Origin of the sequence: Citrobacter sp. BDA59-3, from assembly GCF_015167655.1 — a bacterium.
Lineage (GTDB): Bacteria > Pseudomonadota > Gammaproteobacteria > Enterobacterales > Enterobacteriaceae > Phytobacter > Phytobacter diazotrophicus.
On record NZ_CP063427.1, the window covers coordinates 1,285,817 to 1,307,912 of the forward strand.

Consider the following 22,096-nt stretch of genomic DNA (forward strand, 5'->3'; position numbering starts at 1 on the left):
CAGTAGAAGCTTCGCGATTGCGGAAAAAGAGGGGTATATTTCATGACACTGCGGAGATAAATGTCCGCAATAGCGGGGGCGTATGGAAAGTCTTAACGGATTTGTGGTGTTTGTGCAGGTGGCGGAGATGCGCAGCTTTGTGGCCGCCGGGCGTAACCTTGGCGTGTCGGCCTCGGCGGTCGGCAAGAGCATCGCCCGTCTGGAAGATAAGCTCGGTGTTCGTCTGTTTCACCGCAGCACGCGCAGTATCACGCTGACGGCAGAAGGGCATTTACTGCTGGAACGCAGCCGACGCATCCTCGCAGAAATTGAGGCCGCACAGCAGGAACTCACCCAGGCGGCGGAGCACCCGGTCGGACGTTTGCGACTCAGCTTGCCGCTGGTGGGCTCGCTGGTACTACCCGTACTGGGTGATTTTATGCGCCAGTACCCGCAGATCCAGTTGGATCTGGAATTTACCGACCGCATGGTGGATGTGATTGCCGAAGGCTATGACGCCGTGCTGCGCATCGGGCCGCCAGCGGATTCGCGCCTTTCTGCCCGCAAGTTGGGCCACTTTCGTACCGTGGTCGTGGCATCGCCGGAGTATCTGGCCCGCTGTGGTGAACCGCAAACCCCTGCGGATCTTACACGCCATGCCTGCCTGCAATACCGCTTTCCCTCAAGCGGCAAACTGGAGCGCTGGGTGATGCGTGGCAACGAGGCGGAAAACGAACTCGCGCTTCCGGCGACCATGGTGTGTAATAACATTGAAACCCGTGTCTGCTTCGCGCTACGTGGGCTGGGTATTGCCTGGTTACCTGACTTCGCCATTCGTGAAGCGTTGGAAGAGGGGGCGCTGCGGGAAGTCCTGTCCGATTACGCCAGCCACACCGGCGTGGTACATCTTCTGTGGCCTGCCAGTAAACATCCCTCGCCAAAGTTACGTGTACTGATCGATTTTCTTAGCGTGCGGATCTTCCCTCCAGCAAAGTAAAAAGCGTCATCAAGTGAAATAGAGCCACAGCCGTGCGCGTTGAGTACGGTTTGGGGGCTGAGGAATCCCCCACAAAAATGCGAGCACGATCGGTCCCCTCTCCTCTTTGGGGAGAGGGTTAGGGTGAGGGGGAAATGCGGCTCTGATGGTCATTCCGTTCACCTTATGTTCCTTGCTTTTCTGTCGCGACAGAACCCGTGAACGTGCCAGGGTGGCTCACCGCCACCACCCTGGCGACCCGGGCTCCCGGCCAGGAAAATCGCCGCTGGCGCGGTCCATGATGCTTATGTCGGCTGACTTTCGGGTCGGGGACCAGCCTGCGTCCTTGCAGGCTATCCCCTCCGCCCGCTTCCCTGCGGGCGGCCCCGGTCAGCCGCCAACGCCTCATCGATTTTCAGCCGGACCCTGTCATCGCTGTCACTGTTTTATTCGTATTAAGCGGCGTTGTCGCTGTAAAACGTAAGATTACTGGGAATTCCTCAGGTTTGGGGATGAGTGTCATTTTCTTTTAATGGCTTTTTGTAGTCTTTGTTATGTATTTTTTTTTACTTAGTTGATTCGTGCCTGGTCTTTGGTGATGTGAAACTACGTCTTTTTTGTCTTTTCGCTCTTTCTGACACTCTTCCATCTTACCTTTTTCCCAATACTGCCGAAAACCAGTCGTTTTACAGATTAACGCTTATCTTTGTGCAGTTTTGTTATCTTCTTATGCTGGTTTTTATCTTTTATTTATTGTTTTTAATGGGGTTATCTTGTTTTTTACCATCTTGTTGAAAAGAGTTATCAGTTATTTTTCTGGCCTGTTATTTATCACTCACGTGACTATTTGATGACTTTTCTAAAGCTTTTTAAAGCTATTAAATATTTTAAGACAAAAACATTAGTCTTTTCAAAGTCATCTAAAAAATCCATGCGTATCTAATAAAGAAACGTTTGATAAGTCTCTTTCATGTCTGTAATCTTCGTGACATTGAAGTCTTGATTAACTCTGGGGCTAGCGACATTGTCTGTGCCTCATTTTCAATTTAACGAATGATGGTAAGCGCATAATGAAACGTAATACGGTTGTCAGACTGACGACCCTTGCCGTGCTGGTGGGTTCGATTTGTTCTGTGAACGCAACGATCTACCCTGGCACTATTGAACAATACGTTGCCGATATTCAGGCCACACGGCATGACCTCAACCAGGCTGCAGATGTGAATCGCAGATATAAAAACACCCATAATCAGATAGCGATGCTGACAGACGCGGAGATCAAAGAGTGGTCTAACGCAGGGCAGACGATGAATATCGCGTCCAGACATATGGCTGACTTGCAGGCGGTCACAGGGTTTACGCCTGCTCTGGTGCCGCAGGTGGTTCCGACCATGCAGCAGCAAACCCCGCAGCCGATGAAAGCGCCGACCCTGACAGCGCAGGCGATTCCGACGGTGCAGCAGCAGACACCACAGCCGATGAAAGCGCCGACTCTGACAGCGCAGGCGATTCCGACCGTGCAGCAGCAGATCCCGCAGCCGATGAAAGCGCCGACCCTGACAGCGCAGGCGGTTCCGACGGTGCAGCAGCAAACCCCGCAGCCGATGAAAGCGCCGACCCTGACAGCGCAGGCGATTCCGACGGTGCAGCAGCAGACGCCGCAGCCGATGAAAGCGCCGACCCTGACAGCGCAGGCGATTCCGACCGTGCAGCAGCAAACCCCGCAGCCGATGAAAGCGCCGACCCTGACAGCGCAGGCGATTCCGACCGTGCAGCAGCAGATCCCGCAGTCGATGAAAGCGCCGACCCTGACAGCGCAGGCGGTTCCGACCGTGCAGCAGCAGATCCCGCAGCCGATGAAAGCGCCGACCCTGACAGCGCAGGCGGTTCCGACGGTGCAGCAGCAGATCCCGCAGCCGATGAAAGCGCCGACGCTGACAGCGCAGGCGATTCCGACCGTACAGCAACAGACGCCGCAGCCGATGAAAGCGCCGACCCTGACAGCGCAGGCAGTACCGACCGTACAGCAGCAGACGCCGCAGCCGAACACTGTTTCAGCACAGATTCCACATGCATCAGTGACAGTACCGCTGAAAACCTATCCGCAGACCACTGTAACGACAATGCCTGTACAGACTGTTATCACCGGGACGAAAGTGACCACCATCAATAGTCAACCTTCCGGGACGCCGCAATCTGCCGGGAATATTCAGGTGATTAATGTTGTGGGGCAGCCGGGTAAAAATGGCACCAACGGTACGAATGGTACGAATGGTACGAATGGTACGAATGGTACGAATGGTAAGAACAGTAAGAACAGTAAGAACAGTGCGACGACCTTAACGGTCAATGCCTGGACGGTCGATACGGCAGCGCGAACCCGGATTAGCCGCAACAATACCGCCATTTACAACAACACCACCAACATTTACCAGAACCGTAGCGCTATCTCTGCGAACCGTTCCGCGATTGCTGCCAACAAACAGCGTATCGATCAGAACAGCAAAGATATCCATGAAAACCGTAAAACGATCAACCAGGTGGGAGCGATGTCGCAAGCGACCAGTAACCTGCATTATGCCGGCCACCAGTCCGGGTATGCGGTGGCGGTGGGTGAATATGACAATGAAACTGCCGTTGCAGGCGGCCTGAACTTTGGTCTGACGGCGAAGACCTCGGTAAGCGTGCAGGTCTCGTACGACGGTAATGCGACAGGCGGCTCTGTCGGTTTATCGGGCTCCTGGTAATCACCCCACGCCGATGCTGAGTAAGACGGGCGCAGTCACGATAAGCGTTAGGGTAACGCGTAAATGGAGAGAGACGTTTAATGAAGTTACCAACACGCATGAACATCGTGACGGGCGCCCTCCTGGCGCTCTGCGTGACGCAGGCTTATCAGTTGTTTTTCGTCTCAGATAATTTAAGCGATTCGGGCTGGGAGGCGAGTGATTCGCACTCGCTGTTTTTAAATAGTATGCAGGCCTTTAAGCATGCGCTGATGTTTGCAACGGAGAGCGACGAGGTCGTGGACTATAGCGGGTGGTTTGAGGAAGACGAAAGCGTACAACACGTCGCCCCCACGCCATGCGAAAACAGTCTCCAGCGCCCGGAAGCGGGCACTTCAAACAGGATATTCGCCGCTGAAATAGACGTCTGTGCCAATCCTGTTTATCGCGACTCTTCTGGCTGGCATTACAACCGAATCATGTTCAGACCCCATGAATCTAAACGACTTACAAAACACATTCAAAACCGGGTATGCAATATTAAAAGAAAGGAATATCAGTAAGGTGCGTAAGATTTCTAGTGTGATTATATTGGCGTTTATTGACGGCCAACGCGCCGACATTATCGAACGCGAACCCGGGGCAACGGTTTACCAGTCAGGCGATAAGACGGTGATTCACTATTTTCCTCAACAAAAAGCGTATTACAAACACGGTACAACGCTGGTGGGTTATCTCAAGTAAGGTCTGCTGATGAACAAGAATGAACGTTTTAACCAGTTAAATGCCGTTTCAGCGCTTCTCGGTGAGGAGACGCTGGAAACGGTATTGATGATGGACTCTCGTTTAATGATGCTCCCGCTTGATGGAATGGCGTCGATTACCGTCACCCTGACCTCGGTCGAGGGAGTATCGTTGACGGCAAAGCGCTCAGAAAAACAGCGGGATGTGCGCTGGCGGGTTAAAGATTAATGCCTGGATGCCGCGCCACTATTTATCCGATTAGTGCGGTGTTGGCCTGAGGTGCCGTCAGTGTTTCCTGCATACATTCCATAAACACCCGCATCGCCGGGCTGACAAATTTCCCCGCATGGTACGCGCACAATGCCTCGATCGTAAGTGCCGGGAGCGAAAAGGGCAGTTCAACCAGCGACCCGCTTGCCAGTTCATTTTCAACGGTAAAGCGCGGTAAAAATGAGATCCCAAGATTACCTGCAACACATTGTTTAATACTCTCAATACTCCATAACTCGATGGTGTTATCGAGAGTGATCTGGCGCTGACGCAAAGTGCTTTCAAAAATTTGGCGAAAGATGCATTGCGGTTCGTTGATGATAAAGCTGGCGGGGATATGCTGGCCTGAGCGGGTGAAATCGACGCCGTTAAGTTGTGGTGAGGCGACCAGAACTAAGGGCTGTTTGCCATAGCTTTGCATGGTCAGGGCTGAATCGTTGCCCACACGGTAAAAGATGCCAAGGTCCACCTTATCTGCCAGCAGTGCATCACGGATAGCGTAGCAGTTGAGTGACTGCAATGAGAGGCGAACGCCAGGCGCGCGTTGCTTAAACTTCTGGAGTACAGCGGGAATTTTATACGATAGCAGCGTTTCCCCGGCGGCGATACGCAGTTCGCCCGCTGGCTCGTCTTTGTCCAGCGCGGCCTGGCGTAGCCCGTCCATCACCCGCATCAGTTCATAGACATGCGGCAAAATATTACGTCCGGACTCGGTCAGGATCATCCGACGACCGATTTTTTCAAACAGCCGGAGCGACAGTTCTTGTTCCAGTTGCTGGATCTGAAAAGTGATGGTGGACTGTGTGCAGCAGAGTTTATTGGCTGCTCGGGCAAAAGATCCCTCTTCGACCACGGTTTTCAGTGTCATCAGACGACGCAGATCCATTCCTTCCCTCTTAAATTCATCGAAAATGTCGAAGTCAGAATAACAAATATTTCGATTTTTTTAAGTATTTGCGCAGGGTAGTTTAAACAAAAATTATCTGAGGGATCCTTGTGAATACTGCCGTTATCACTGCTTTTCTGACCTATACGGTTATCTCTGCCATCACCCCCGGCCCTAATAATATCCTGGCGCTCAGTTCGGTGAGTGCTCATGGGCTCAGGCGCAGCGTGCGCGTGCTGGCGGGAATGACCTGTGGTTTTCTGGTGATTATGCTGTTATGTGCAGTTTTCACCATTACGCTCACCCATGTATTGCCCGCCGTCACTGGTTGGCTCAACATTCCTGGCGCACTCTATATTGTGTGGCTGGCACTGAAAATTGTACGCAGCGATCCGGCGACAGCGCAGGGAACGTCATTGTTACTGAGCTTCTGGACCAGCTTTGCACTGCAGTTTGCCAACGTCAAAATCATCCTTTATGGCATTACGGCGCTCTCTGCTTTTGTTTTGCCCTATACCCATAATATCGCCGTTGTTGCGGTGATGAGTGTAAGCCTTGCCCTTATCGGCGCGGCGGGAAATTTTTGCTGGGCGGTAGCAGGGCACTTGTTTCAGGCGTTACTGCGTCGCCATGCTCGCGCGGTGAATGCATTGCTGGCCTGTCTGCTTCTTTACAGCGCCATTCGTCTGTTTATTTGATAGCTGCGTATAGCGCTTTTTCGCAATAGCTCATCCATTTAAATACTTTGTTATTTCCGGCTTTTTCTCCCATCGTCGGCACAGAGAAAGGCTGAAAAAGGGCATTGAGTGGATGGCAAAAAGTAAGGCGGTTTACCTACACGAGCAGCAGCGCGCGCTTATCCGGCGGCTGTCCGGTTCCTGGCTGTGGCGCAGTGAATTTCCGACATGGGCATTGATAGTCGTTATTTATGGTGGCTGGTTTGCTACGCTGGCCTTCCATGAAACGCTGGGTTTATTGCCCGCCACGTTATTGCTTATCTGGTTTTCCGCCTGGTATATGTCATTGCAGCATGAGCTTATTCATGGCCACCCCACGCGCTACCCGTGGGTTAATCAACTGCTGGGGCTGATGCCGCTGGCCGTCTGGTATCCATATGGGTTGTACCGCGATTCTCACCTTGCGCACCACCGCGCCCACCTGCTGACGTTGCCGGATGACGATCCGGAATCCTACTACTTTTCCGCGCATCGCTGGCAGCGTTTACCCCGCTGGCAGCGCCGCATTATCCAGTTACGTAATACCTTTCCGGGGCGTTTGCTGCTGGGCCCGCTATTCGACATCGTGCAAATGGTTGCGGGGATGATCACGGCATTTCGCACCCGCCAGCGTGATGCTATCGCGATGTGGCTGGTTCACGGGCTGTTACTGGTTGTGACCTTTGCGTGGATTGCCCACTGCGGCTTTTCACTCATCTGGTTTCTGTTGGCGGTCAGTTATCCGGCGCTGGCGCTCACCAAAGTGCGCTCGTTCCTGGAGCACCGGGCAGAGGAGGACCCGCTGGCCCGCTCGGTGATTAACGAAGCCGCGTGGCCCTGGCGCGTGTTATTCCTTAACCTGAACTATCATTCTGTGCATCATGACTTACCGGGCGTGCCCTGGTACGGATTGCGCACGGTCTACTTATACGATCGCGCCGGTTATCAGGCACGCAACGGGGGATTTGTGGTGCGTGGGTATGGCGTATGGCTGCGGCGTTTTCTGTTCCGCGCTGTCGATGTGAACGCGCATCCGGGGTTTACCGCGAGCAATAACAATCATGCGCCATGAAATTGCTTTTCCGATGTACGATCTGCACCGCCCGGACACCCTGGCGCTGATTCACGCCGTGAGTGAACGGCTGGCGGCGAAGGGGATTACCGTCAACGCGGTCTGGCCGCAAGAGGCGCTGCTTTCCCACTGGCGAAGTGACGCCCTGTTACTCAGCCAGACCTGTGGTTTTCCGCTGGTCACGCAGTTGCCCGACGTGCAAACGGTCGGCTGCTTTCATTATTCTGCCCCCGGCTGTGACGGCTTTTACTACCGCAGTCTGCTGGTGACGCGCGAGGAAAACACCCGGCCAACGCTGGCGGATTTCCGTGGCCGCGTGGCGGCCTGCAATAGTATGGACTCCCAGTCGGGCTACAACGCATTACGCAAAATGGTGGCACCGCTGGCAGAGGGCGGGGCGTTTTTCTCATCCGTGGTATTGAGCGGTAGCCACCGACAATCACTGGTGGCGATTGGGCAGCGAAGGGCGGATATCGCGGCCATTGACTGCGTGAGCTGGGCGTTATTAGCGCGTCATGAACCTGAACTGCTGGCCGGACTGGTGGTGATTGGCTCAAGCCCGCTGGCGCCCGGGCTTCCACTTATCACCGCAAAACAGACATCGGCACAGAGCCTTTTACTCCTGCAGGAGGCACTATTTGAGCTGGTCAACGATGCGCGTTACCAGGCGGTCTGCGACGCATTGTTGATAACGGGGTTTAGCCCGGTTGCGCGCGAGGCTTATTCCCCGCTGCTCGCCTGGCGCGATGAGTCGGCGGCGCTGGGTGTAACGCAGTTATAGCCTCCCGGACAATACAGGGCGTTTTACGCCTGCACATTCAGTGTTAACCTCGTTTTATTCCTTACGGTGCTGAAGGCTTCCACTGTGCCCATTGACACGGTTTTTGCTTTCCTGCCCGGGGTGGTTTTTTTAGGGCCAGCCCTTAAGCTGGCGACGACGCAGCGCTAACCTCAAGCCTCATCCGCTTAATAAAGTCTTCTGCAGGCAGTGGACGGCAGAAATAGTAACCTTGCATGAAATCGACATTTTTTGCGCGCAGGTAATCTACCTGCGCCTGGGTTTCTACCCCTTCGGCAATCACCTTGAGCCGCATTTTTTTCGCCAGGTCAATGACGCTTTCCACCAGGCGAGTATCGGTATTGTGGTCTATCTGGCTGACAAACATTTTGTCGATTTTGAGAAATTCAGGCTGCAGTGCGCAAATATAGGCGAGGTTTGAATAACCGGTGCCGAAATCATCGAGCGCCACGGATATGTTGGCGCGACGCAGGGTGGCAAGCCATTCGTTCAGTTGTGGCGTGACATGCAGCGGATGTCGTTCGGTCACTTCAACCACGATATGGCGTTTTTTCGCCTCCAGGTTGTGCATCATGTCGCTGATATCAATTTCAAAATGGGGATCAAGGCAATTTTGCGCACTGACATTAATGCAAATATAGAGTCCATCGGGAAAATGATGGATAGCCTTCTGAAAATCGGCGGTGATTTGCTGCATCAGCAGCCGGGTTAATGGGCCAATCAGATGATGCTGTTCGGCCAGCGGAATAAATATATCAGGTGAAACATAGCCATACGTGGGGTGTTTCCATCTGGCGAGTACCTCAAACCCGGCGATCTTACCCGTATCACCTTTAAAGAATGGCTGATAAAACGGATGAATCTGCCGTTGCGTAATCGCCTGCTGTAACGTCTGGAAAGGCGATGTGAAATAGCCCATCAGTCGCCAGAAGAGATAGCCGCACATTGTTGAAACCAGCAGGGCAAACGCGAGTATCGACGTGTTTTCCGCAATAAAACGATACAAGGGTATCGCCACGGGGTATTGCCAGGCGACCGAAACCGGGAAGGTCGCCGACCTCAGATGCATAAAGTGGTCGTTGTCTCCGGAGGCATAAATAATACTGCCGTCACTCCAGACCTGTGCGCCGCCAATTTGCAGATACATATTTCCCTGTACACCATCAAGGTTAAAGGCATTGTTAATAAAAGAGGCGCTGATATTGACCAGTAACGTATTGTTTTGAATATTGGCCAGATAATAAAGGGTTGGCATATCAAACAATAATGTTTCAACGGGAGCTTCTGTTGTGCCGATATGTGAAAACAGCCGTTGTGGAATTATTTTCCTTTGGGCCGCGGTTAATGAGGAGCAACCAATCGTATCCCCTTGCACAAAACTTATTGCCTGAATATGGGGGAAGTGGTTCAGCAAAAACGCCTGTTCACGAGAGAGGCTGCCACTGCATATGACCTGTTGCGCCTGCAGGCTACTTTTAGCGGCATCGCTGGCTTCGCCCAGCAACTCCTCGGTATAGGTGAGGATGCTTTGTGCCGCGACGCGGGCATTTTCCCGTTCTGAATGTAGCTGATGCATCGCTATCAAACTAAGCCCTGATGCCAGCAAGACCAGTGATAAAAATACAGCGGCTATTAATTTCACCGTGCCTGTCATCACGACGAAACCAAAATAGGTTTTCTGTTGCAGTTGTGAAAACAGCGTTGCTGCTTTAATCAGGTTTGGCATAGTCCGGTGTCGTTGTCATAAAACAGAGTCAAAAGGGTGGCAATCGGTGGTTGTGTCGTCAGGCAATCAGCAATTACGATTGCCTGACGAGATTTAGAAAACGGACACTCAGAACTTAACCCAGTCGCCATTGTCATGGTTGCTGGCTTTTTTCGTCGGTAGTACTGGCAGATTACTGCGCGACAGCATCCGTTTTTCACTCTGAATGGCGGTCTCTTTGGCGACCCGGAAAATAGAAACCACTTTTTCGAGCTGTACCGCCTGATCTTCCAGCGAGCTGGCAGCGGCAGAGGACTCTTCAACCAGCGCGGCATTTTGCTGCGTGGTGGTGTCCATCTCTGCCATCGCCTGGGCAATTTGCGAAATACCCCGGCTTTGTTCATCGGTTGCCGCGGCAATCTCGCCCATGATGTCGCGTACCTGGGCTACCGACGTCTCGATTTTGGACATGGCTTCACCCGCGCTTTCGACCAGCGTGAAGCCACTGTCGACATACACCACGGACTCCTGAATCAGGTTTTCAATCTCTTTTGCCGATTGCGCGCTGCGCTGGGCGAGGTTACGAACTTCGGCAGCGACCACCGCAAAGCCTTTCCCCTGATCGCCAGCACGCGCGGCTTCAACCGCCGCATTGAGCGCCAGGATATTGGTCTGGAAGGCAATGCTATTGATAACCGTGGTAATTTCCGAAATGCGATGCGAGCTGCTACGCACGTTCTTCATGGTGTCGATAACCTGCTGCGAGATCTGGCTACCCTGGCTGGCATTTTGCGATGCCTCTTCTGAAAGCAGACGGGCATGGCTGGCATTTTCGGCATTGAGTGCCACGGTGGAGGTTAGCTGCTCCATACTGGCGGCTGTTTCCACGACGGCGGCGGACTGCTGTTCAGTACGAGATGATAAGTCCATATTGCCTGCGGCAATTTCCGAGGATGACCGCGCCACACTCTCTACACCATTACGCACGTCATAAATGATGTTTTTCAAATTCTCATTCATGGTGGCAACTGCCTGCATTAACAGGCCCGGCTCATCACTACGGTTGCTGGTCAGCGTACTGGTCAGATCGCCTTTCGCAATTTGTTCCGCCACATACAGGGTTTCATTAAGCGGGCGGGTAATGGCGCGGGTGATCCAGAACGCTAAAGCGATACCGGCCAGGATACCAATCAGCGCTACCGTACTCATTTGCCATTGCACATTGCTGACGACCGTGGCGACAATTTGCTGCTGGAGGTCAAACAGCGCCTGAATGGCATTAGTTAATATCACGGCCCGGTCTGTTAGCTGAGATGACAGGGTGGACTGTTCCGTCCACACATTGCGATAGTGCTCGAGTTCCGCAGCAATATTCTGGAAATAAGGCACATCATCGGCAAGCCAGGTTTTCTGGTCATCCGGCAATTGCAGAAGAAGCTGTTCCGTTGCTGTTTTACAGGCGGTCAGGCGAACAACAATCTCCTTTTGCAACTGTTCCGTCGGGTGGCTTTTATAGACCGTGACCTGTGAGTCAATATCACTCATCAGGAAAGCCACTTGCTCGGCCAGAAGTGCCTGGCTTTGAGTGAGTGAACTGTTTTTACTGGTTTTATCTGCCAGCGCGGAGTCGTCGTTGAGTTCCTGCGTATCCAGTTTTTTCTCGCTCAGCTTCTTCGCGTTCAGCGCTTTGGTGAACAGATTTAGCGTTTCGACATAGTCGTTAACGGCACTTGCCGTTTTGTCCAGGGCGCTTTTACCCTCAACCGACCAACTAAATGTATTAAGCTGGTTGATAATATCCTGCATACGACGTACGGAGGTATTTGTTTGGTCTAAATATTTTTGATCAAGCGTGTACTGAAAATTCGTTCGGCCAAGCCTTACACTTGATAGTGAATTAAATAGGTCGGTTGTAAGCTCATTTTTGGTAACTTTATCCTGAATATTGTTTAAGCCAAAAATACCGGAGGTCAGAACCGCGATTGTAACAAACAATACGATCGAGAAACCTAACAGTAATTTTCTGCCAACTTTCAGGTTTAAAAAAGGTTGTATCAGATTCATTTATTCTTCCAGTATCGGCATTACCGTCATTGGACGGTTTCATTGCATCAGTATTAAAGGGGGCAGATTACGTCCCGCGATCGGATTACAATAGAAAAAAAAGCCCTTTGCACGGGGGTGCGCAGGGCAAATCCCTGGCTGACATCACTCTCTCAGGGTATCTGGCTTCTCCTCTTTTTTAATAGAGTGAGTCGGGAGTTCACTCACTCGATAATAAATTGGGGTAACATCCTCATAATTTACGGTATAGCCCCGGCCTTTCTTATTAATGATAAAGTCACGGGGCAGACCGATAAGAGTAAGCTTTTTACTTAAGTTATTTAAAACCTGCCATAGCCGTTGCGAGGAAGGACTTAAGTTGCTCACTTCCCAAATGTTATGAAATAATTCTTCTTTACTGATGTTGTTATGTCGACCATATTTCAATAAATAAAGAAAAAGATTCATCATCGTATCGTTAAAAACGACAGAGGCGAATATCAAATTGTTATCAGATTGGCTGGTTGGTAACCTGTACAATCGGCGACTGTTAATGTCGAAATGTATTTCTTTACCAATCATAAATCCATATAAGCGATAGCCCATTCTGTCATGCTCGCATTAAAATAGATCGGCCTGATGCCGCGACACAGAGTGCTTCTCGATAAACCATACATTTATAGTGTGATTATATGGTTGATACTGAGGCTTTCCAATCTCCGATCCGCTGCGCTATTTGGGGGCGGATGTTAATTTATGCCTTAATCATTAAATCCTTTATAAAATAAATTTTAAGTTTTTTATCCTGGATAAATAACAGTGTTCTTCCTTTTTTTGCTGTAAAAGATGCTTCACTCAATCATCAAGATTTGCATCCGTTTTTTTGCGTAAAACTAGTTATACATGCTGATATCAGTTCCACATTTTGGCCTCTAAGCCAGACGGAGCCCTGTCTGACGGAGAACCTACTTTTGGCTCAATCAACGTGCCGGATGTCAGCTACTCTAGGGAACGTGGAAAAAAAGTGGAGTGACGTTATATGATTTATACTGAATGGAAAGCGATCCGCAGGCAGGAATACGTAGGTTTAGTGTTTGAGAAAATGATAATAACATGCTGAAAATTAACAATAAAAATCTGAATCAGATTTTTGTGCGCACGGTGGTTTCAAGGGGAGTCAGTGTGCGTATATCTCTGATGATCACGCTATGAAGACTGCATGGTTGATTAACGATGTTGTCCTGTTTGAACCCGATGAGCGACGTCTTTGCGCGATACAAAACTACCCTGCCCAATGCATTATCCTCCACGGCCCGGTAAACGAATGCTTGTTGCAGCTTCTTTTACATAACGGAGAGGTGCTTTCGCAGCGTTTTTTATTTGATGCGGTATGGGGAAAGCAGGGGGCTGTTGTTACAACCAACGCTTTATATCAGGCTATTGCGTCAGTCAGAAAAGCGTTGAAGTCTGCAGGACTGGCCGATGATGTGATTAAAACAATTCCCAAGGCAGGGTTTAAATCTGTCGCGCAAATTTACGCGGGGGAAGTGGCCGATTTTCTGCCACAGAGAACGGTTATCCCTGAGCCTGTTGAGGCCGGGCATATGCCCGTTGCGAATGACAATATAATCATCAACAAGCAAGACTCAAGATGGGATGCGCTATTACATTCACCTGTTGCCTTTTTTATGGCAGGCCTGCTGTTTTGCCTCTCATGTGCTGTGCTCTACGGCTCACTTAATGATGATAAAGCCGTGTTTGCGGATTATCAGCAGGTTGGAAAAATCGGCAACTGTGAGGTTTTTTCTTCCTGGTACGATGTGGAGCACAGTCGCAGTCAGTTTAATGCGTTATCGGCGCGTTATCCGATCATCTGTAAGCCAGGGGACAGTGCCTATATGACTGTCAATCGCCTGCAACAGGGAATATCAATCTTCATATGTGATAAAACACCTGATAGTGCTAATGCACATTGCAGGACCCTTTTTTATCGGCAGAAATATCATGAAAACCAATAAACTTTTTCTGCTCTGGGGAGCTATCTTAATCGCCATTGTGACGCCGCTACTTTGCGCCGGGTATCTCAGCTATCAGCGTAACCATTTTACCTGTGATGCACATGCCATTATTGTCGATGAGGATGCCATAATGGATATCATTACCAATTATTCATTCGATGGCGGTAGTGGCAGTTATGAATCATCGGGGAAATATATAAAAGGGACTCAGCCGGCGCTGTCTACCAGTAATAACGTCTCTTTTAATTATTGGTATGAGAATGGGAAAATGATTATGGTATCGAACGACACCAATGAACTGCCAAAACGGACGGAACCTTTGCTGGACCAGATGCCTGATTTTTACCATCTTCGCGATCGTGGTATCAGTATCGATATCGTGCGAGCGAATGCGGCAAGTTACTATTTTGTCTATGGTCATACGCCAGTATTTTACTGTACAAAAAGCCGGAATGATTGATGTCAGGCAAGCGGCAAAGCGCGTCTGGACCAGACGGTCAAAAAATTTCATCAGTGACATTGCGGGTAATGAGATTGCTGTCTAATTTTATTCTTGGTTTGGTTCTTCTGACACCTTGCAGAGAGCCGTGGTTTACTTTTTTACAGGAATGAATATGCAGAGCACGACAACTGAGGAACAACTAAACGCCTTTTTTGGTCGCGATCCTCATGCTTTCGAGGCGGAAGAACAGCTTATCGCAGAAATCACGCAGAGCCTCCATGCTCACAAGGCTGATGTAAGCAATAAAGACCTTATCTTTGCGCTCATTCAACTGCTTGAAATTGAAAAAGATGTCATCAAACTGGATATCTATCGCAACGCGCTTGAAATGGTTGTTCAGAAAACCCCCGACGACGTTTAATTCAAATTTTCTGATTCCCTGCCTGAAAATATGCTGCCTTCGCGATGAAATCGAAGGCAGCCATCAATCGTATTTGTCTCCGTCACGCCAGGATAATGCCGGGTAGCCATTACAGCGGCTTTTTGCGCCGCTGCATCAGATAGTGTCGGGTGGCTTCCAGAACGCTTCTCTGGCGGGAACATGTTGCCATGACTTCCTGCGCGCGAAGCACCATGACGAGGTTATCTGCCTTTATGGGCAGGCGCGAATTCATAAGATAAGTGGCGGCCAGGCCAATCGCCTCATGGATTTCCTCTGGTTGAACTTGCTCATTTTCGTTCAATTACTTTCCCGTTGCTGAGATGATGAACGTCTTCTAAAGCCGTGAGGCCAGATCAAATTCACAATGAGCATTATGTCGGAACATGCTGACGCAAGTCTGATTAGAAGGGTACAGGTGGAATCGCAAACCTGTTAACCATACAGGTTAAACAGGGCGTGTATGCTTAGTGTTTGATTGCTTTGCTGATACTTAACAGAGTGTCGTCACGGAGTCGACTTTTGCGCTGGGTCGTTTGCAAAGACCAGGCGCTTTTCTTGCTGTGCTCGGGCTGCGTACGGAAATGGTGCACACCACTGATTGCGCTTCGCCAGGCTTCCTGCCTTTCACTGTCGGTTTCACTACTTAGGTTTTCCTGCAATTGCACAATTAAGGCATCGAAAGAAATATCATCCGCTGATTCCAGAAGCGTAAGAATCGCTTCTCCCATGACAGTATCTACAAGTTTGTCCTTATCATTTTTACTCATTTCGCCTCTCAAAATTTACGACACTGTTTTACACAAGCCCAAAATATTATGCACACTCAGGCCAAACCTGCCTCTTTTTGCTGATCTTATTTAAAAGATGGCCGCGCTTTCACTTCTGACCTTTGGTAAAGATCAGCGCCATTAAGGCGTTAAGTTGCGCTTCGGTTGCCGCGTCCGTCTCAGTCGCGATGCGGGCAGCAATTTTAAGGCAGATGGTGCGTTTGCTGATGGTTTGCTTAGCGTGCAACATCTCTATCAAAAGCGCGCCCAACCTCTCTTCACACGAGCGCATCTGTGTTAAAGAGCACTTAATGGCACCATTATCGCTGTCACGGATACCCTTCACGACGACCTCATTCAGTCACGATCTTTAGCCAAAGATTTGGCGAACGCCATGCGGCAGGCAAGTTGATCCATAAGCGTAATCGAAACGCTAAAAAATGCAAAAATCCAGGGGGGATTTATTGAATGACAAGAGGGGAATTACCCGGTGCGGTGATGGCGAGGAGAGGAAGAAGTGAAATATGGGATAACCGCCTGCCCAACTATGCGCAGGCGGTAAACAGGTTAATGCTGCTTCTTCTGCAGCGCTTCCCAGAGGCCGACAAGATAGGTCACACCCAGAGCACGGTCATATAAGCCGTAGCCCGGACGACCGGTTTCCCCCCAGATAAAGCGGCCATGGTCCGGGCGGATGTAACCCTCGAAGCCATTGTCATGCAGCGCCTGCATCACCTTGTACATGTCCAGCGAACCGTACGGAGAGGGATGAGCGCACTCGTAGAAATCTTTGTCTTTGATGAGCTTAATATTGCGTACATGCGCAAAATGGATGCGTTTACGACGTGTGAACTCCGCCAGGATGTCGTAGACATTGTTTTCCGGGTCTTCACCGATGGAGCCTGTGCACAGCGTAATGCCATTAGCCGGGGAGTCGACGGCGTTACAGATCCAGTCAAGGTCGTCGCGGTTTTTTACCACGCGCGGCAGGCCGAAGATCGAATACGGCGGATCGTCCGGGTGAATAGCCATTTTCACGCCAACCTCTTCACACACCGGAATGACACGCTCAAGGAAGTAGACCAGATTGGTACGCAGCGTCTTATCGTCCACGTCTTTGTATTTCGCGAACAGTTCCTGCACGCCGGCCAGACGTTCAGGTTCCCAGCCGGGCAGGGCGAAGCCGTTAGAATTATCCAGCACCTCGCGCACCACTTGCTCAAGGCTCTTGTCGATTCCTTTTTTCTCAAAGGCCATGGTCAGCGAGCCATCCGGCAGGACGTAATTCATCTCGGTCTTCATCCAGTCGAATACCGGCATGAAGTTATAGCAGATCACTTTCACGCCAAAACGGGCGAGGTTACGGATGGTCTGCTGGTAATTTTCAATGTACCGATCGCGGCTGGGCAGGCCAATCTTAATGTCGTCATGGATGTTAACGCTCTCAATAACTTCCATCTTGAGGCCTGCCTGATGGGCGAGACCAACCAGGTGTTTAATTTTATCGACAGGCCAGACGTCACCGACAGCGACGTCGTAAAGCGCGCCGACCACACCTTCAACCCCCGGTACCTGGCGGATATGCTCAAGCGGAATTTTATCCTCGTCTGGCCCAAACCAGCGCATTGTCATTTGCATCACAGTTGTCCTTTTATTCAGTCATGTTTCTGTGACTACCATACTAGTATCTTTCAATGGTGAGTAAAAGGGGCAAATGCGCAAAATGACGAGGTAAATGTAGAGAACCCCTGGCATGAAGTCAGCCATGGCAGTGATTATTTCAGGTTGAATGTCAGATAGCCCATGATGCCATCGCTTGGGCCATCTTTGGGATGATGCACGCCATCCATGACCGGAACGACCGGAAAATCGAAAGGGGAAACCCCTTCAATGCAGGCGACGTTGACGCCAAATTGCTCCGGGTTGGAGCGGCGCTGGTGAAAGGTATAAATCCCGCAGACGGAGCAAAAATAGTGAGCCGCTGCCTGAGTATTAAAACGGTACTCGGTGAGTTTCTCCTTGCCCCGCGTCACTTCCAACCCGGATAGCTGGGCAGAGACGGCTACCGCACCGCGCATTCGGCAGAAGGTGCAATTACAGCGGCGGATAGTATTGAACCCATCAGTGAGTTCAACGGTAAATGCGACGGCACCGCAGTGGCACTGCGCGTGAAGCTTTTCTGACATAACAATCTCCATAGCGACAAAAGAGGATGTGATGAGTGTAGCCGTCTGGCGTCTAACGCGGTTGAGTTGTCAGGGGAAGAACGGGGCAGGAGGCGTTAGCTTTGCTTTTTCTTCTTGTATTCAGCAATAGCCTGATTAATGTTATTGGTTTCGATAGAGTCGACCTTTTCGTTATCAGAGAAGACATCATAACGGCCTTCATTGTAGCGAAAAAGAACAGTGACGCCCTGAAAGCGAACTCTTTTTTCCTTTACCGTAATGCCACGACTGCGCATGGCAATTTTTGCGATGGTATCTATTTTTTTACCGTTCATGATGTGTCAGCGTGCCTTTTATTATTAATTATAGTGTCCCTGCTGGCATCAGGGATAGAATGATATTAATTTTATAAACCCGGAAAAGAAAGGACGTTACCAAAAAATGGAAGCTGGAAAAAGTTGATAAATTTCAGACAGGTTAAGGTTTTCTTAATCTTTGGATGTTCTCGAAATTCAAAACGATATGTTTATTAAAATATTTAAAATTCGGCAGTATTAAATAGCGAACTCAAATGTTGAGAATTATTTCGATTCTCATTCCGATATCTGTGCGTTTAAACTCCAGCCAGCTTGCAAACGCTTCGTTTAGACACACCTTTTATAAGGAATAAATATGAGAAATCGCTTTTCTGCCATGTGTTCGATAGCTTTGGTCATCTCTTCTGTTTTCGCGGGTTCTTCTGCTTTTGCGGCCGACAATGATGACGGCATTGTCATTTATAATGCCCAGCATGAAAATCTGGTTCAGTCGTGGGTTGATGGTTTCACGAAAGAGACCGGGATTAAAGTGACCCTGCGTAATGGCGGCGATACCGAGCTGGGTAATCAGCTTGTCCAGGAAGGAAGTGTTTCGCCTGCCGATGTTTTCCTGACTGAAAACTCTCCGGCCATGACCCTGGTCGACAACGCAAACCTGTTCACTCCGCTGGATGCCGATACTCTAAAACAGGTGCCTGCCGCTTATCGTCCGGCCCATGGCCGCTGGATTGGGATTGCCGCGCGTAGCACCGTGTTCGTTTATAACCCGAGCAAAATCAGCCCGGCCCAGGTGCCGACATCTCTCATGGATTTAGCGAAGCCGGAATGGAAAGGGCGCTGGGCGGCCTCTCCGTCGGGTGCCGATTTCCAGGCGATTGTCAGCGCTATGCTGGCGTTAAAAGGCGAACCGGCGACCCTCGACTGGCTGAAAGCGATGAAAACCAATTTTGTTGCTTATAAAGGTAACAGTACTGTCTTAAAAGCGGTGAACGCCGGGCAGATTGATAGTGGCGTTATTTACCATTACTACTATTTTGTCGATCAGGCGAAAACCGGTGAGAACAGCAAAAACACGCAACTTCACTATTTCAAACATCAGGATCCGGGTGCCTTTGTCAGTATTTCCGGTGGCGGTGTGTTAGCGTCCAGCAAACATAAAGCGCAGGCCCAGGCCTTTATTAAATGGATCACCGGCAAAACCGGGCAGGATATTCTGCGCACCAACAACGCATTTGAATATGCGGTGGGCGTGAACGCTGCCTCAAACGAAAAACTGGTACCGCTGAATAAACTTGAAGCGCCGAAAGTTGAACCGTCTACCCTCAACAGTAAAAAAGTCACCGAGCTGATGACCCAGGCGGGTATTCTTTAAAATAATAACAGTGAGCGCCTTATGTCTGGTTTGAGCATTCCGTTGGCTGGAAAACAGCAACGCCAAACGCATCAGCATCGCCCCGCGCGAATGTTGGTGATATTAGCCATGCTGGTTTCCCTGTTGGCGTTACTGCCCGTTGGGTTTGTGATTGCGACAGGTATTGATACGGGATGGGAGAGCGTTAAGGCGCTCGTTTTTCGCCCGCGTGTCGCGGAGTTACTGGCGAACACGCTGCTGCTGATACTTTTTTCACTCCCTATTTGTGTTTGTCTTGGCGTAGCGCTGGCCTGGCTGACGGAGAGAACCGCACTGCGGGGGCGTCGCGTCTGGTCGTTGTTGGTGGTTGCGCCGCTGGCGATCCCGGCTTTTGTGCAGAGCTACGCGTGGGTGAGCGTTATCCCGTCTTTACATGGGCTGGTGGCCGCCGTGTTTATCTCCGTGCTGGCTTATTACCCGTTTATTTATATGCCGGTTGCCGCCGTTCTGCGGCGACTGGATCCGAACCTTGAAGACGTTGCCGCATCCTTAGGCATTGCTCCGTGGCAGGTTTTCTTTCGTGTGGTATTGCCGCAACTGAAACTGGCTATCTGGGGCGGCGCGCTGCTGGTGGGCCTGCACCTGCTGGCAGAGTATGGCCTGTACGTGATGATCCGCTTCGATACCTTCACTACCGCTATTTACGATCAGTTCCAGTCCACCTTTAGCGGCCCGGCGGCCAATATGCTGGCAGGGGTGCTCGCGCTGTGCTGCCTGGCGCTTTTGCTGCTGGAAGGGACAACCCGCGGCAAAGCTCGCTATGCCCGCGTGGGGGGAGGTTCCGCTCGCCGTCAGAATATCCATGCATCCGCAATGGCAGGTCATCTGCTGGGACAACTCCTTCTGGCCTGCGTGGTCGTGCTGGCGCTGGGAACGCCCATCGCGGTGCTGGGGCGCTGGCTGTGGGCGGGCGGCCTGGCGGTCTGGCAGAACGGTGACTTGTGGTTATCCCTGCATCAAACGGTAGTCCTGGCATCGGCCGGGGCACTTATTACCACTGGCTTTGCTATTCCGTGCGCGTGGCTGGCGGTTCGCCATCCGCGTCGCCTGTTCCGGCTGCTGGAAAGCATGAATTATGTGGCCAGTTCACTGCCGGGGATCGTGACGGCGCTGGCGCTGGTGACGGTCACCATTCATTACGCGCGGCCGATTTATCAGACCGAAGTGACGCTCTTTCTGGCGTATATGCTGATGTTTATCCCCCGGGCGCTGATCAACTTACGCGCCGGTATCGCTCAGGCGCCTGTCGAACTTGAACATGTCGCGCAGAGTCTCGGCGTGTCGCCAGGATGGGCGCTGTGTCGCGTGACAATGCGCCTGGCGGCGCCCGGTGCGGCGGCTGCCGCGGCACTGGTCTTTCTGGGGGTGAGCAACGAACTGACAGCGACACTGCTGCTCTCTCCGCTGGGAACACGCACGCTTGCCACCGGTTTCTGGGCGCTGACCAGTGAGATTGACTACGTTGCTGCGGCCCCGTATGCCCTGTGCATGATCCTGATTTCTCTTCCCCTGACGGGCCTGCTTTACAAGCAATCACAAAAACTATCGGGTCGTTAAGATGTTCGAGCTTATTAATGTGTCGAAAAAATTTGGCCACACTCAGGTGCTGGATAACATCACGCTTTCACTGTCACCCGGCAGCCGCACCGCGATAGTGGGGCCGTCAGGCTCTGGTAAAACTACCCTATTACGCCTGATTGCCGGCTTTGAGATGCCCGATAGCGGCCAGATAACGATGCGCGGCACGCCGCTGTTTAGCCCGACAGTATCGGTTCCGGCGCATCAGCGAAAAATTGGTTTTGTCCCGCAGGAAGGGGCGCTTTTTCCGCATCTGACGGTTGAAGAAAACATTGGCTGGGGGATCCGCGCCTCGCGCCAGGAACGGCGTAAGCAGGTTGAAGCCCTGATGGACCGCGTCTCACTGGACAGGCAACTGGCGCGCCACTGGCCGCATGAAATCTCCGGTGGCCAGCAGCAGCGCGTGGCACTGGCGCGTGCGCTGGCGCAGCAACCGGCGCTGATGTTGCTGGACGAACCATTCTCGGCGCTGGACACCGGGCTGCGCGCCACAACCCGTAAAGCGACCGCCGATCTTCTCTCTGAGGCGGGCGTTGCTGCCGTGCTGGTCACCCACGACCAGAACGAAGCGCTCTCTTTTGCCGAGCAGATTGCCGTCATTCGCCACGGGCGGTTTGCCCAGGTGGGGACGCCGCAGGCGGTCTATTCGCAGCCGGTCGATGAAGAGACGGCGCTCTTTTTAGGGGATGCGTTAATCCTGACGGCGGAGGTCGCCAACGGCAAAGCCAGATGTCTGGTCGGCGATGTGCCGGTGGATGATAACAGGGCGCAGGGGGTGCGGCGCATCATGCTGCGCCCGGAGCAACTGATGATTACCCCGGCGTCAGCGGGTGAAACTGCGTTGCAGGCGACGGTGCTGGATATCGATTTTGGCGGTTATCTTTCGACGCTGACGCTGGGATTTCCGGATCGTGCGCAAACGCTCACCCTTAATACCGTCACCCCACAATTATTATTGCCAGGCACTACGGTTGCGCTCAAAATTACAGGCCATGCGCGGGTGTTTGCGGCATAAAATAGCCCGCCGATTTGCGGCATAA

Annotated in this window: 25 protein-coding genes; 14 read left to right on the forward strand and 11 right to left on the reverse strand. The window is 51.4% G+C overall.

The window, feature by feature from the left end:
- Positions 1 to 82: 82 nt before the first annotated feature.
- Positions 83 to 976: a LysR substrate-binding domain-containing protein gene (locus IP582_RS05945; protein ID WP_193795364.1), complete on the forward strand. Its 894-nt coding sequence runs from the start codon at positions 83 to 85 to the stop codon at positions 974 to 976.
- 163 nt (positions 977 to 1,139) lie between these two features.
- Here the strand turns inward: IP582_RS05945 and IP582_RS05950 are convergent, their stop codons facing one another.
- The gene (locus tag IP582_RS05950; RefSeq protein WP_193794817.1) at positions 1,140 to 1,364 is read right to left on the reverse strand and encodes a hypothetical protein; all 225 of its coding nucleotides are present in this window, start codon (positions 1,362 to 1,364) and stop codon (positions 1,140 to 1,142) included.
- A gap of 661 nt (positions 1,365 to 2,025) precedes the next feature.
- On the opposite strand from IP582_RS05950, the gene IP582_RS05955 reads away from it, so the two are divergent.
- The 4 genes from IP582_RS05955 to IP582_RS05970 all read left to right on the forward strand — a co-directional run bounded on the left by IP582_RS05955 (position 2,026) and on the right by IP582_RS05970 (position 4,653).
- Positions 2,026 to 3,702: a YadA C-terminal domain-containing protein gene (locus IP582_RS05955; protein ID WP_193795365.1), complete on the forward strand. Its 1,677-nt coding sequence runs from the start codon at positions 2,026 to 2,028 to the stop codon at positions 3,700 to 3,702.
- Between the two features lie 80 nt (positions 3,703 to 3,782).
- Positions 3,783 to 4,244 (forward strand): hypothetical protein, encoded by a 462-nt coding sequence (locus IP582_RS05960; protein ID WP_193795366.1) that lies wholly within the window; start codon positions 3,783 to 3,785, stop codon positions 4,242 to 4,244.
- Position 4,245: 1 nt separating this feature from the next.
- A complete protein-coding gene (locus IP582_RS05965; protein WP_193795367.1) occupies positions 4,246 to 4,425 on the forward strand; it encodes a hypothetical protein in 180 nt (59 codons plus the stop codon).
- A gap of 9 nt (positions 4,426 to 4,434) precedes the next feature.
- Complete coding sequence (locus IP582_RS05970; RefSeq protein ID WP_193795368.1) at positions 4,435 to 4,653, forward strand: hypothetical protein; 219 nt, start codon at positions 4,435 to 4,437, stop codon at positions 4,651 to 4,653.
- A gap of 22 nt (positions 4,654 to 4,675) precedes the next feature.
- On the opposite strand, the gene IP582_RS05975 is transcribed toward IP582_RS05970, so the two are convergent.
- Positions 4,676 to 5,581: a LysR family transcriptional regulator gene (locus tag IP582_RS05975; RefSeq protein ID WP_193795369.1), complete on the reverse strand. Its 906-nt coding sequence runs from the start codon at positions 5,579 to 5,581 to the stop codon at positions 4,676 to 4,678.
- A gap of 110 nt (positions 5,582 to 5,691) precedes the next feature.
- On the opposite strand from IP582_RS05975, the gene eamB reads away from it, so the two are divergent.
- From eamB to IP582_RS05990, 3 genes are all read left to right on the forward strand, one after another.
- Positions 5,692 to 6,279 (forward strand): cysteine/O-acetylserine transporter, encoded by a 588-nt coding sequence (eamB, locus tag IP582_RS05980; protein ID WP_193795370.1) that lies wholly within the window; start codon positions 5,692 to 5,694, stop codon positions 6,277 to 6,279.
- A gap of 112 nt (positions 6,280 to 6,391) precedes the next feature.
- Positions 6,392 to 7,369: a fatty acid desaturase gene (locus IP582_RS05985; RefSeq protein WP_193795371.1), complete on the forward strand. Its 978-nt coding sequence runs from the start codon at positions 6,392 to 6,394 to the stop codon at positions 7,367 to 7,369.
- A complete protein-coding gene (locus IP582_RS05990) occupies positions 7,359 to 8,150 on the forward strand; it encodes a phosphate/phosphite/phosphonate ABC transporter substrate-binding protein (protein ID WP_193795372.1) in 792 nt (263 codons plus the stop codon). Before IP582_RS05985 ends, IP582_RS05990 begins: the two co-directional genes overlap by 11 nt.
- A 142-nt stretch (positions 8,151 to 8,292) precedes the next feature.
- Here the strand turns inward: IP582_RS05990 and IP582_RS05995 are convergent, their stop codons facing one another.
- From IP582_RS05995 to IP582_RS06005, 3 genes are all read right to left on the reverse strand, one after another.
- Positions 8,293 to 9,894: an EAL domain-containing protein gene (locus tag IP582_RS05995; protein ID WP_193795373.1), complete on the reverse strand. Its 1,602-nt coding sequence runs from the start codon at positions 9,892 to 9,894 to the stop codon at positions 8,293 to 8,295.
- A 108-nt stretch (positions 9,895 to 10,002) separates the two neighbouring features.
- The gene (locus IP582_RS25490) at positions 10,003 to 11,679 is read right to left on the reverse strand and encodes a methyl-accepting chemotaxis protein (RefSeq protein WP_193795374.1); all 1,677 of its coding nucleotides are present in this window, start codon (positions 11,677 to 11,679) and stop codon (positions 10,003 to 10,005) included.
- Between the two features lie 402 nt (positions 11,680 to 12,081).
- Positions 12,082 to 12,498, reverse strand: coding sequence for a helix-turn-helix domain-containing protein (locus IP582_RS06005; protein WP_223878730.1), 417 nt, complete (start codon positions 12,496 to 12,498; stop codon positions 12,082 to 12,084).
- A 626-nt stretch (positions 12,499 to 13,124) separates the two neighbouring features.
- Between IP582_RS06005 and IP582_RS06010 the strand changes: the two genes are divergently transcribed.
- The 3 genes from IP582_RS06010 (at position 13,125) to IP582_RS06020 (ending at position 14,797) form a co-directional block, all read left to right on the forward strand.
- On the forward strand, positions 13,125 to 13,934 hold the full coding sequence (locus tag IP582_RS06010) for a winged helix-turn-helix domain-containing protein (protein ID WP_193795375.1): 810 nt from the start codon (positions 13,125 to 13,127) through the stop codon (positions 13,932 to 13,934).
- A complete protein-coding gene (locus IP582_RS06015; RefSeq protein WP_193795376.1) occupies positions 13,921 to 14,394 on the forward strand; it encodes a hypothetical protein in 474 nt (157 codons plus the stop codon). The genes IP582_RS06010 and IP582_RS06015 overlap by 14 nt, the downstream gene beginning before the upstream one ends.
- Before the next feature lie 154 nt (positions 14,395 to 14,548).
- A complete protein-coding gene (locus tag IP582_RS06020; protein WP_193795377.1) occupies positions 14,549 to 14,797 on the forward strand; it encodes a biofilm development regulator YmgB/AriR family protein in 249 nt (82 codons plus the stop codon).
- A 109-nt stretch (positions 14,798 to 14,906) separates the two neighbouring features.
- Here IP582_RS06020 and IP582_RS06025 read toward each other — a convergent pair whose 3' ends face one another.
- The 6 genes from IP582_RS06025 to IP582_RS06050 form a co-directional block, all read right to left on the reverse strand.
- Positions 14,907 to 15,119, reverse strand: a complete 213-nt coding sequence (locus IP582_RS06025) for a hypothetical protein (RefSeq protein WP_193795378.1) — start codon at positions 15,117 to 15,119, stop codon at positions 14,907 to 14,909.
- Between the two features lie 163 nt (positions 15,120 to 15,282).
- Positions 15,283 to 15,585: a hypothetical protein gene (locus IP582_RS06030; protein WP_041852305.1), complete on the reverse strand. Its 303-nt coding sequence runs from the start codon at positions 15,583 to 15,585 to the stop codon at positions 15,283 to 15,285.
- 109 nt (positions 15,586 to 15,694) lie between these two features.
- Positions 15,695 to 15,931: a hypothetical protein gene (locus IP582_RS06035; protein WP_193795379.1), complete on the reverse strand. Its 237-nt coding sequence runs from the start codon at positions 15,929 to 15,931 to the stop codon at positions 15,695 to 15,697.
- 221 nt (positions 15,932 to 16,152) lie between these two features.
- Entirely contained in the window at positions 16,153 to 17,223 is a 1,071-nt protein-coding gene (gene uxuA, locus IP582_RS06040; protein WP_193795380.1) for a mannonate dehydratase, read from the reverse strand.
- A 137-nt stretch (positions 17,224 to 17,360) separates the two neighbouring features.
- Complete coding sequence (locus tag IP582_RS06045; RefSeq protein WP_193795381.1) at positions 17,361 to 17,771, reverse strand: GFA family protein; 411 nt, start codon at positions 17,769 to 17,771, stop codon at positions 17,361 to 17,363.
- Positions 17,772 to 17,866: 95 nt separating this feature from the next.
- The gene (locus IP582_RS06050; RefSeq protein ID WP_041852301.1) at positions 17,867 to 18,085 is read right to left on the reverse strand and encodes a hypothetical protein; all 219 of its coding nucleotides are present in this window, start codon (positions 18,083 to 18,085) and stop codon (positions 17,867 to 17,869) included.
- 337 nt (positions 18,086 to 18,422) lie between these two features.
- Here IP582_RS06050 and IP582_RS06055 point away from each other — a divergent pair, with 337 nt between their 5' ends.
- From IP582_RS06055 to IP582_RS06065, 3 genes are read left to right on the forward strand one after another with little or no spacing between them, the layout of a single operon-like run.
- A complete protein-coding gene (locus tag IP582_RS06055; protein WP_193795382.1) occupies positions 18,423 to 19,439 on the forward strand; it encodes an iron ABC transporter substrate-binding protein in 1,017 nt (338 codons plus the stop codon).
- Between the two features lie 21 nt (positions 19,440 to 19,460).
- Positions 19,461 to 21,035, forward strand: a complete 1,575-nt coding sequence (locus IP582_RS06060) for an iron ABC transporter permease (RefSeq protein ID WP_193795383.1) — start codon at positions 19,461 to 19,463, stop codon at positions 21,033 to 21,035.
- Position 21,036: 1 nt separating this feature from the next.
- A complete protein-coding gene (locus IP582_RS06065) occupies positions 21,037 to 22,071 on the forward strand; it encodes an ABC transporter ATP-binding protein (RefSeq protein WP_193795384.1) in 1,035 nt (344 codons plus the stop codon).
- Positions 22,072 to 22,096 lie beyond the last annotated feature (25 nt).

Coding starts and splice junctions, on each gene's coding strand:
- IP582_RS05945 (WP_193795364.1), top strand. CDS start 83: ATGGAAAGTCTTAACGGATTTGTGGTGTTTGTGCAGGTGGCGGAGATG.
- IP582_RS05950 (WP_193794817.1), bottom strand. CDS start 1,364: ATGAGGCGTTGGCGGCTGACCGGGGCCGCCCGCAGGGAAGCGGGCGGA.
- IP582_RS05955 (WP_193795365.1), top strand. CDS start 2,026: ATGAAACGTAATACGGTTGTCAGACTGACGACCCTTGCCGTGCTGGTG.
- IP582_RS05960 (WP_193795366.1), top strand. CDS start 3,783: ATGAAGTTACCAACACGCATGAACATCGTGACGGGCGCCCTCCTGGCG.
- IP582_RS05970 (WP_193795368.1), top strand. CDS start 4,435: ATGAACAAGAATGAACGTTTTAACCAGTTAAATGCCGTTTCAGCGCTT.
- IP582_RS05975 (WP_193795369.1), bottom strand. CDS start 5,581: ATGGATCTGCGTCGTCTGATGACACTGAAAACCGTGGTCGAAGAGGGA.
- IP582_RS05985 (WP_193795371.1), top strand. CDS start 6,392: ATGGCAAAAAGTAAGGCGGTTTACCTACACGAGCAGCAGCGCGCGCTT.
- IP582_RS05990 (WP_193795372.1), top strand. CDS start 7,359: ATGCGCCATGAAATTGCTTTTCCGATGTACGATCTGCACCGCCCGGAC.
- IP582_RS05995 (WP_193795373.1), bottom strand. CDS start 9,894: ATGCCAAACCTGATTAAAGCAGCAACGCTGTTTTCACAACTGCAACAG.
- IP582_RS25490 (WP_193795374.1), bottom strand. CDS start 11,679: ATGCAGGATATTATCAACCAGCTTAATACATTTAGTTGGTCGGTTGAG.
- IP582_RS06005 (WP_223878730.1), bottom strand. CDS start 12,498: ATGATTGGTAAAGAAATACATTTCGACATTAACAGTCGCCGATTGTAC.
- IP582_RS06010 (WP_193795375.1), top strand. CDS start 13,125: ATGAAGACTGCATGGTTGATTAACGATGTTGTCCTGTTTGAACCCGAT.
- IP582_RS06015 (WP_193795376.1), top strand. CDS start 13,921: ATGAAAACCAATAAACTTTTTCTGCTCTGGGGAGCTATCTTAATCGCC.
- IP582_RS06020 (WP_193795377.1), top strand. CDS start 14,549: ATGCAGAGCACGACAACTGAGGAACAACTAAACGCCTTTTTTGGTCGC.
- IP582_RS06030 (WP_041852305.1), bottom strand. CDS start 15,585: ATGAGTAAAAATGATAAGGACAAACTTGTAGATACTGTCATGGGAGAA.
- uxuA (WP_193795380.1), bottom strand. CDS start 17,223: ATGCAAATGACAATGCGCTGGTTTGGGCCAGACGAGGATAAAATTCCG.
- IP582_RS06045 (WP_193795381.1), bottom strand. CDS start 17,771: ATGTCAGAAAAGCTTCACGCGCAGTGCCACTGCGGTGCCGTCGCATTT.
- IP582_RS06050 (WP_041852301.1), bottom strand. CDS start 18,085: ATGAACGGTAAAAAAATAGATACCATCGCAAAAATTGCCATGCGCAGT.
- IP582_RS06055 (WP_193795382.1), top strand. CDS start 18,423: ATGAGAAATCGCTTTTCTGCCATGTGTTCGATAGCTTTGGTCATCTCT.
- IP582_RS06060 (WP_193795383.1), top strand. CDS start 19,461: ATGTCTGGTTTGAGCATTCCGTTGGCTGGAAAACAGCAACGCCAAACG.
- IP582_RS06065 (WP_193795384.1), top strand. CDS start 21,037: ATGTTCGAGCTTATTAATGTGTCGAAAAAATTTGGCCACACTCAGGTG.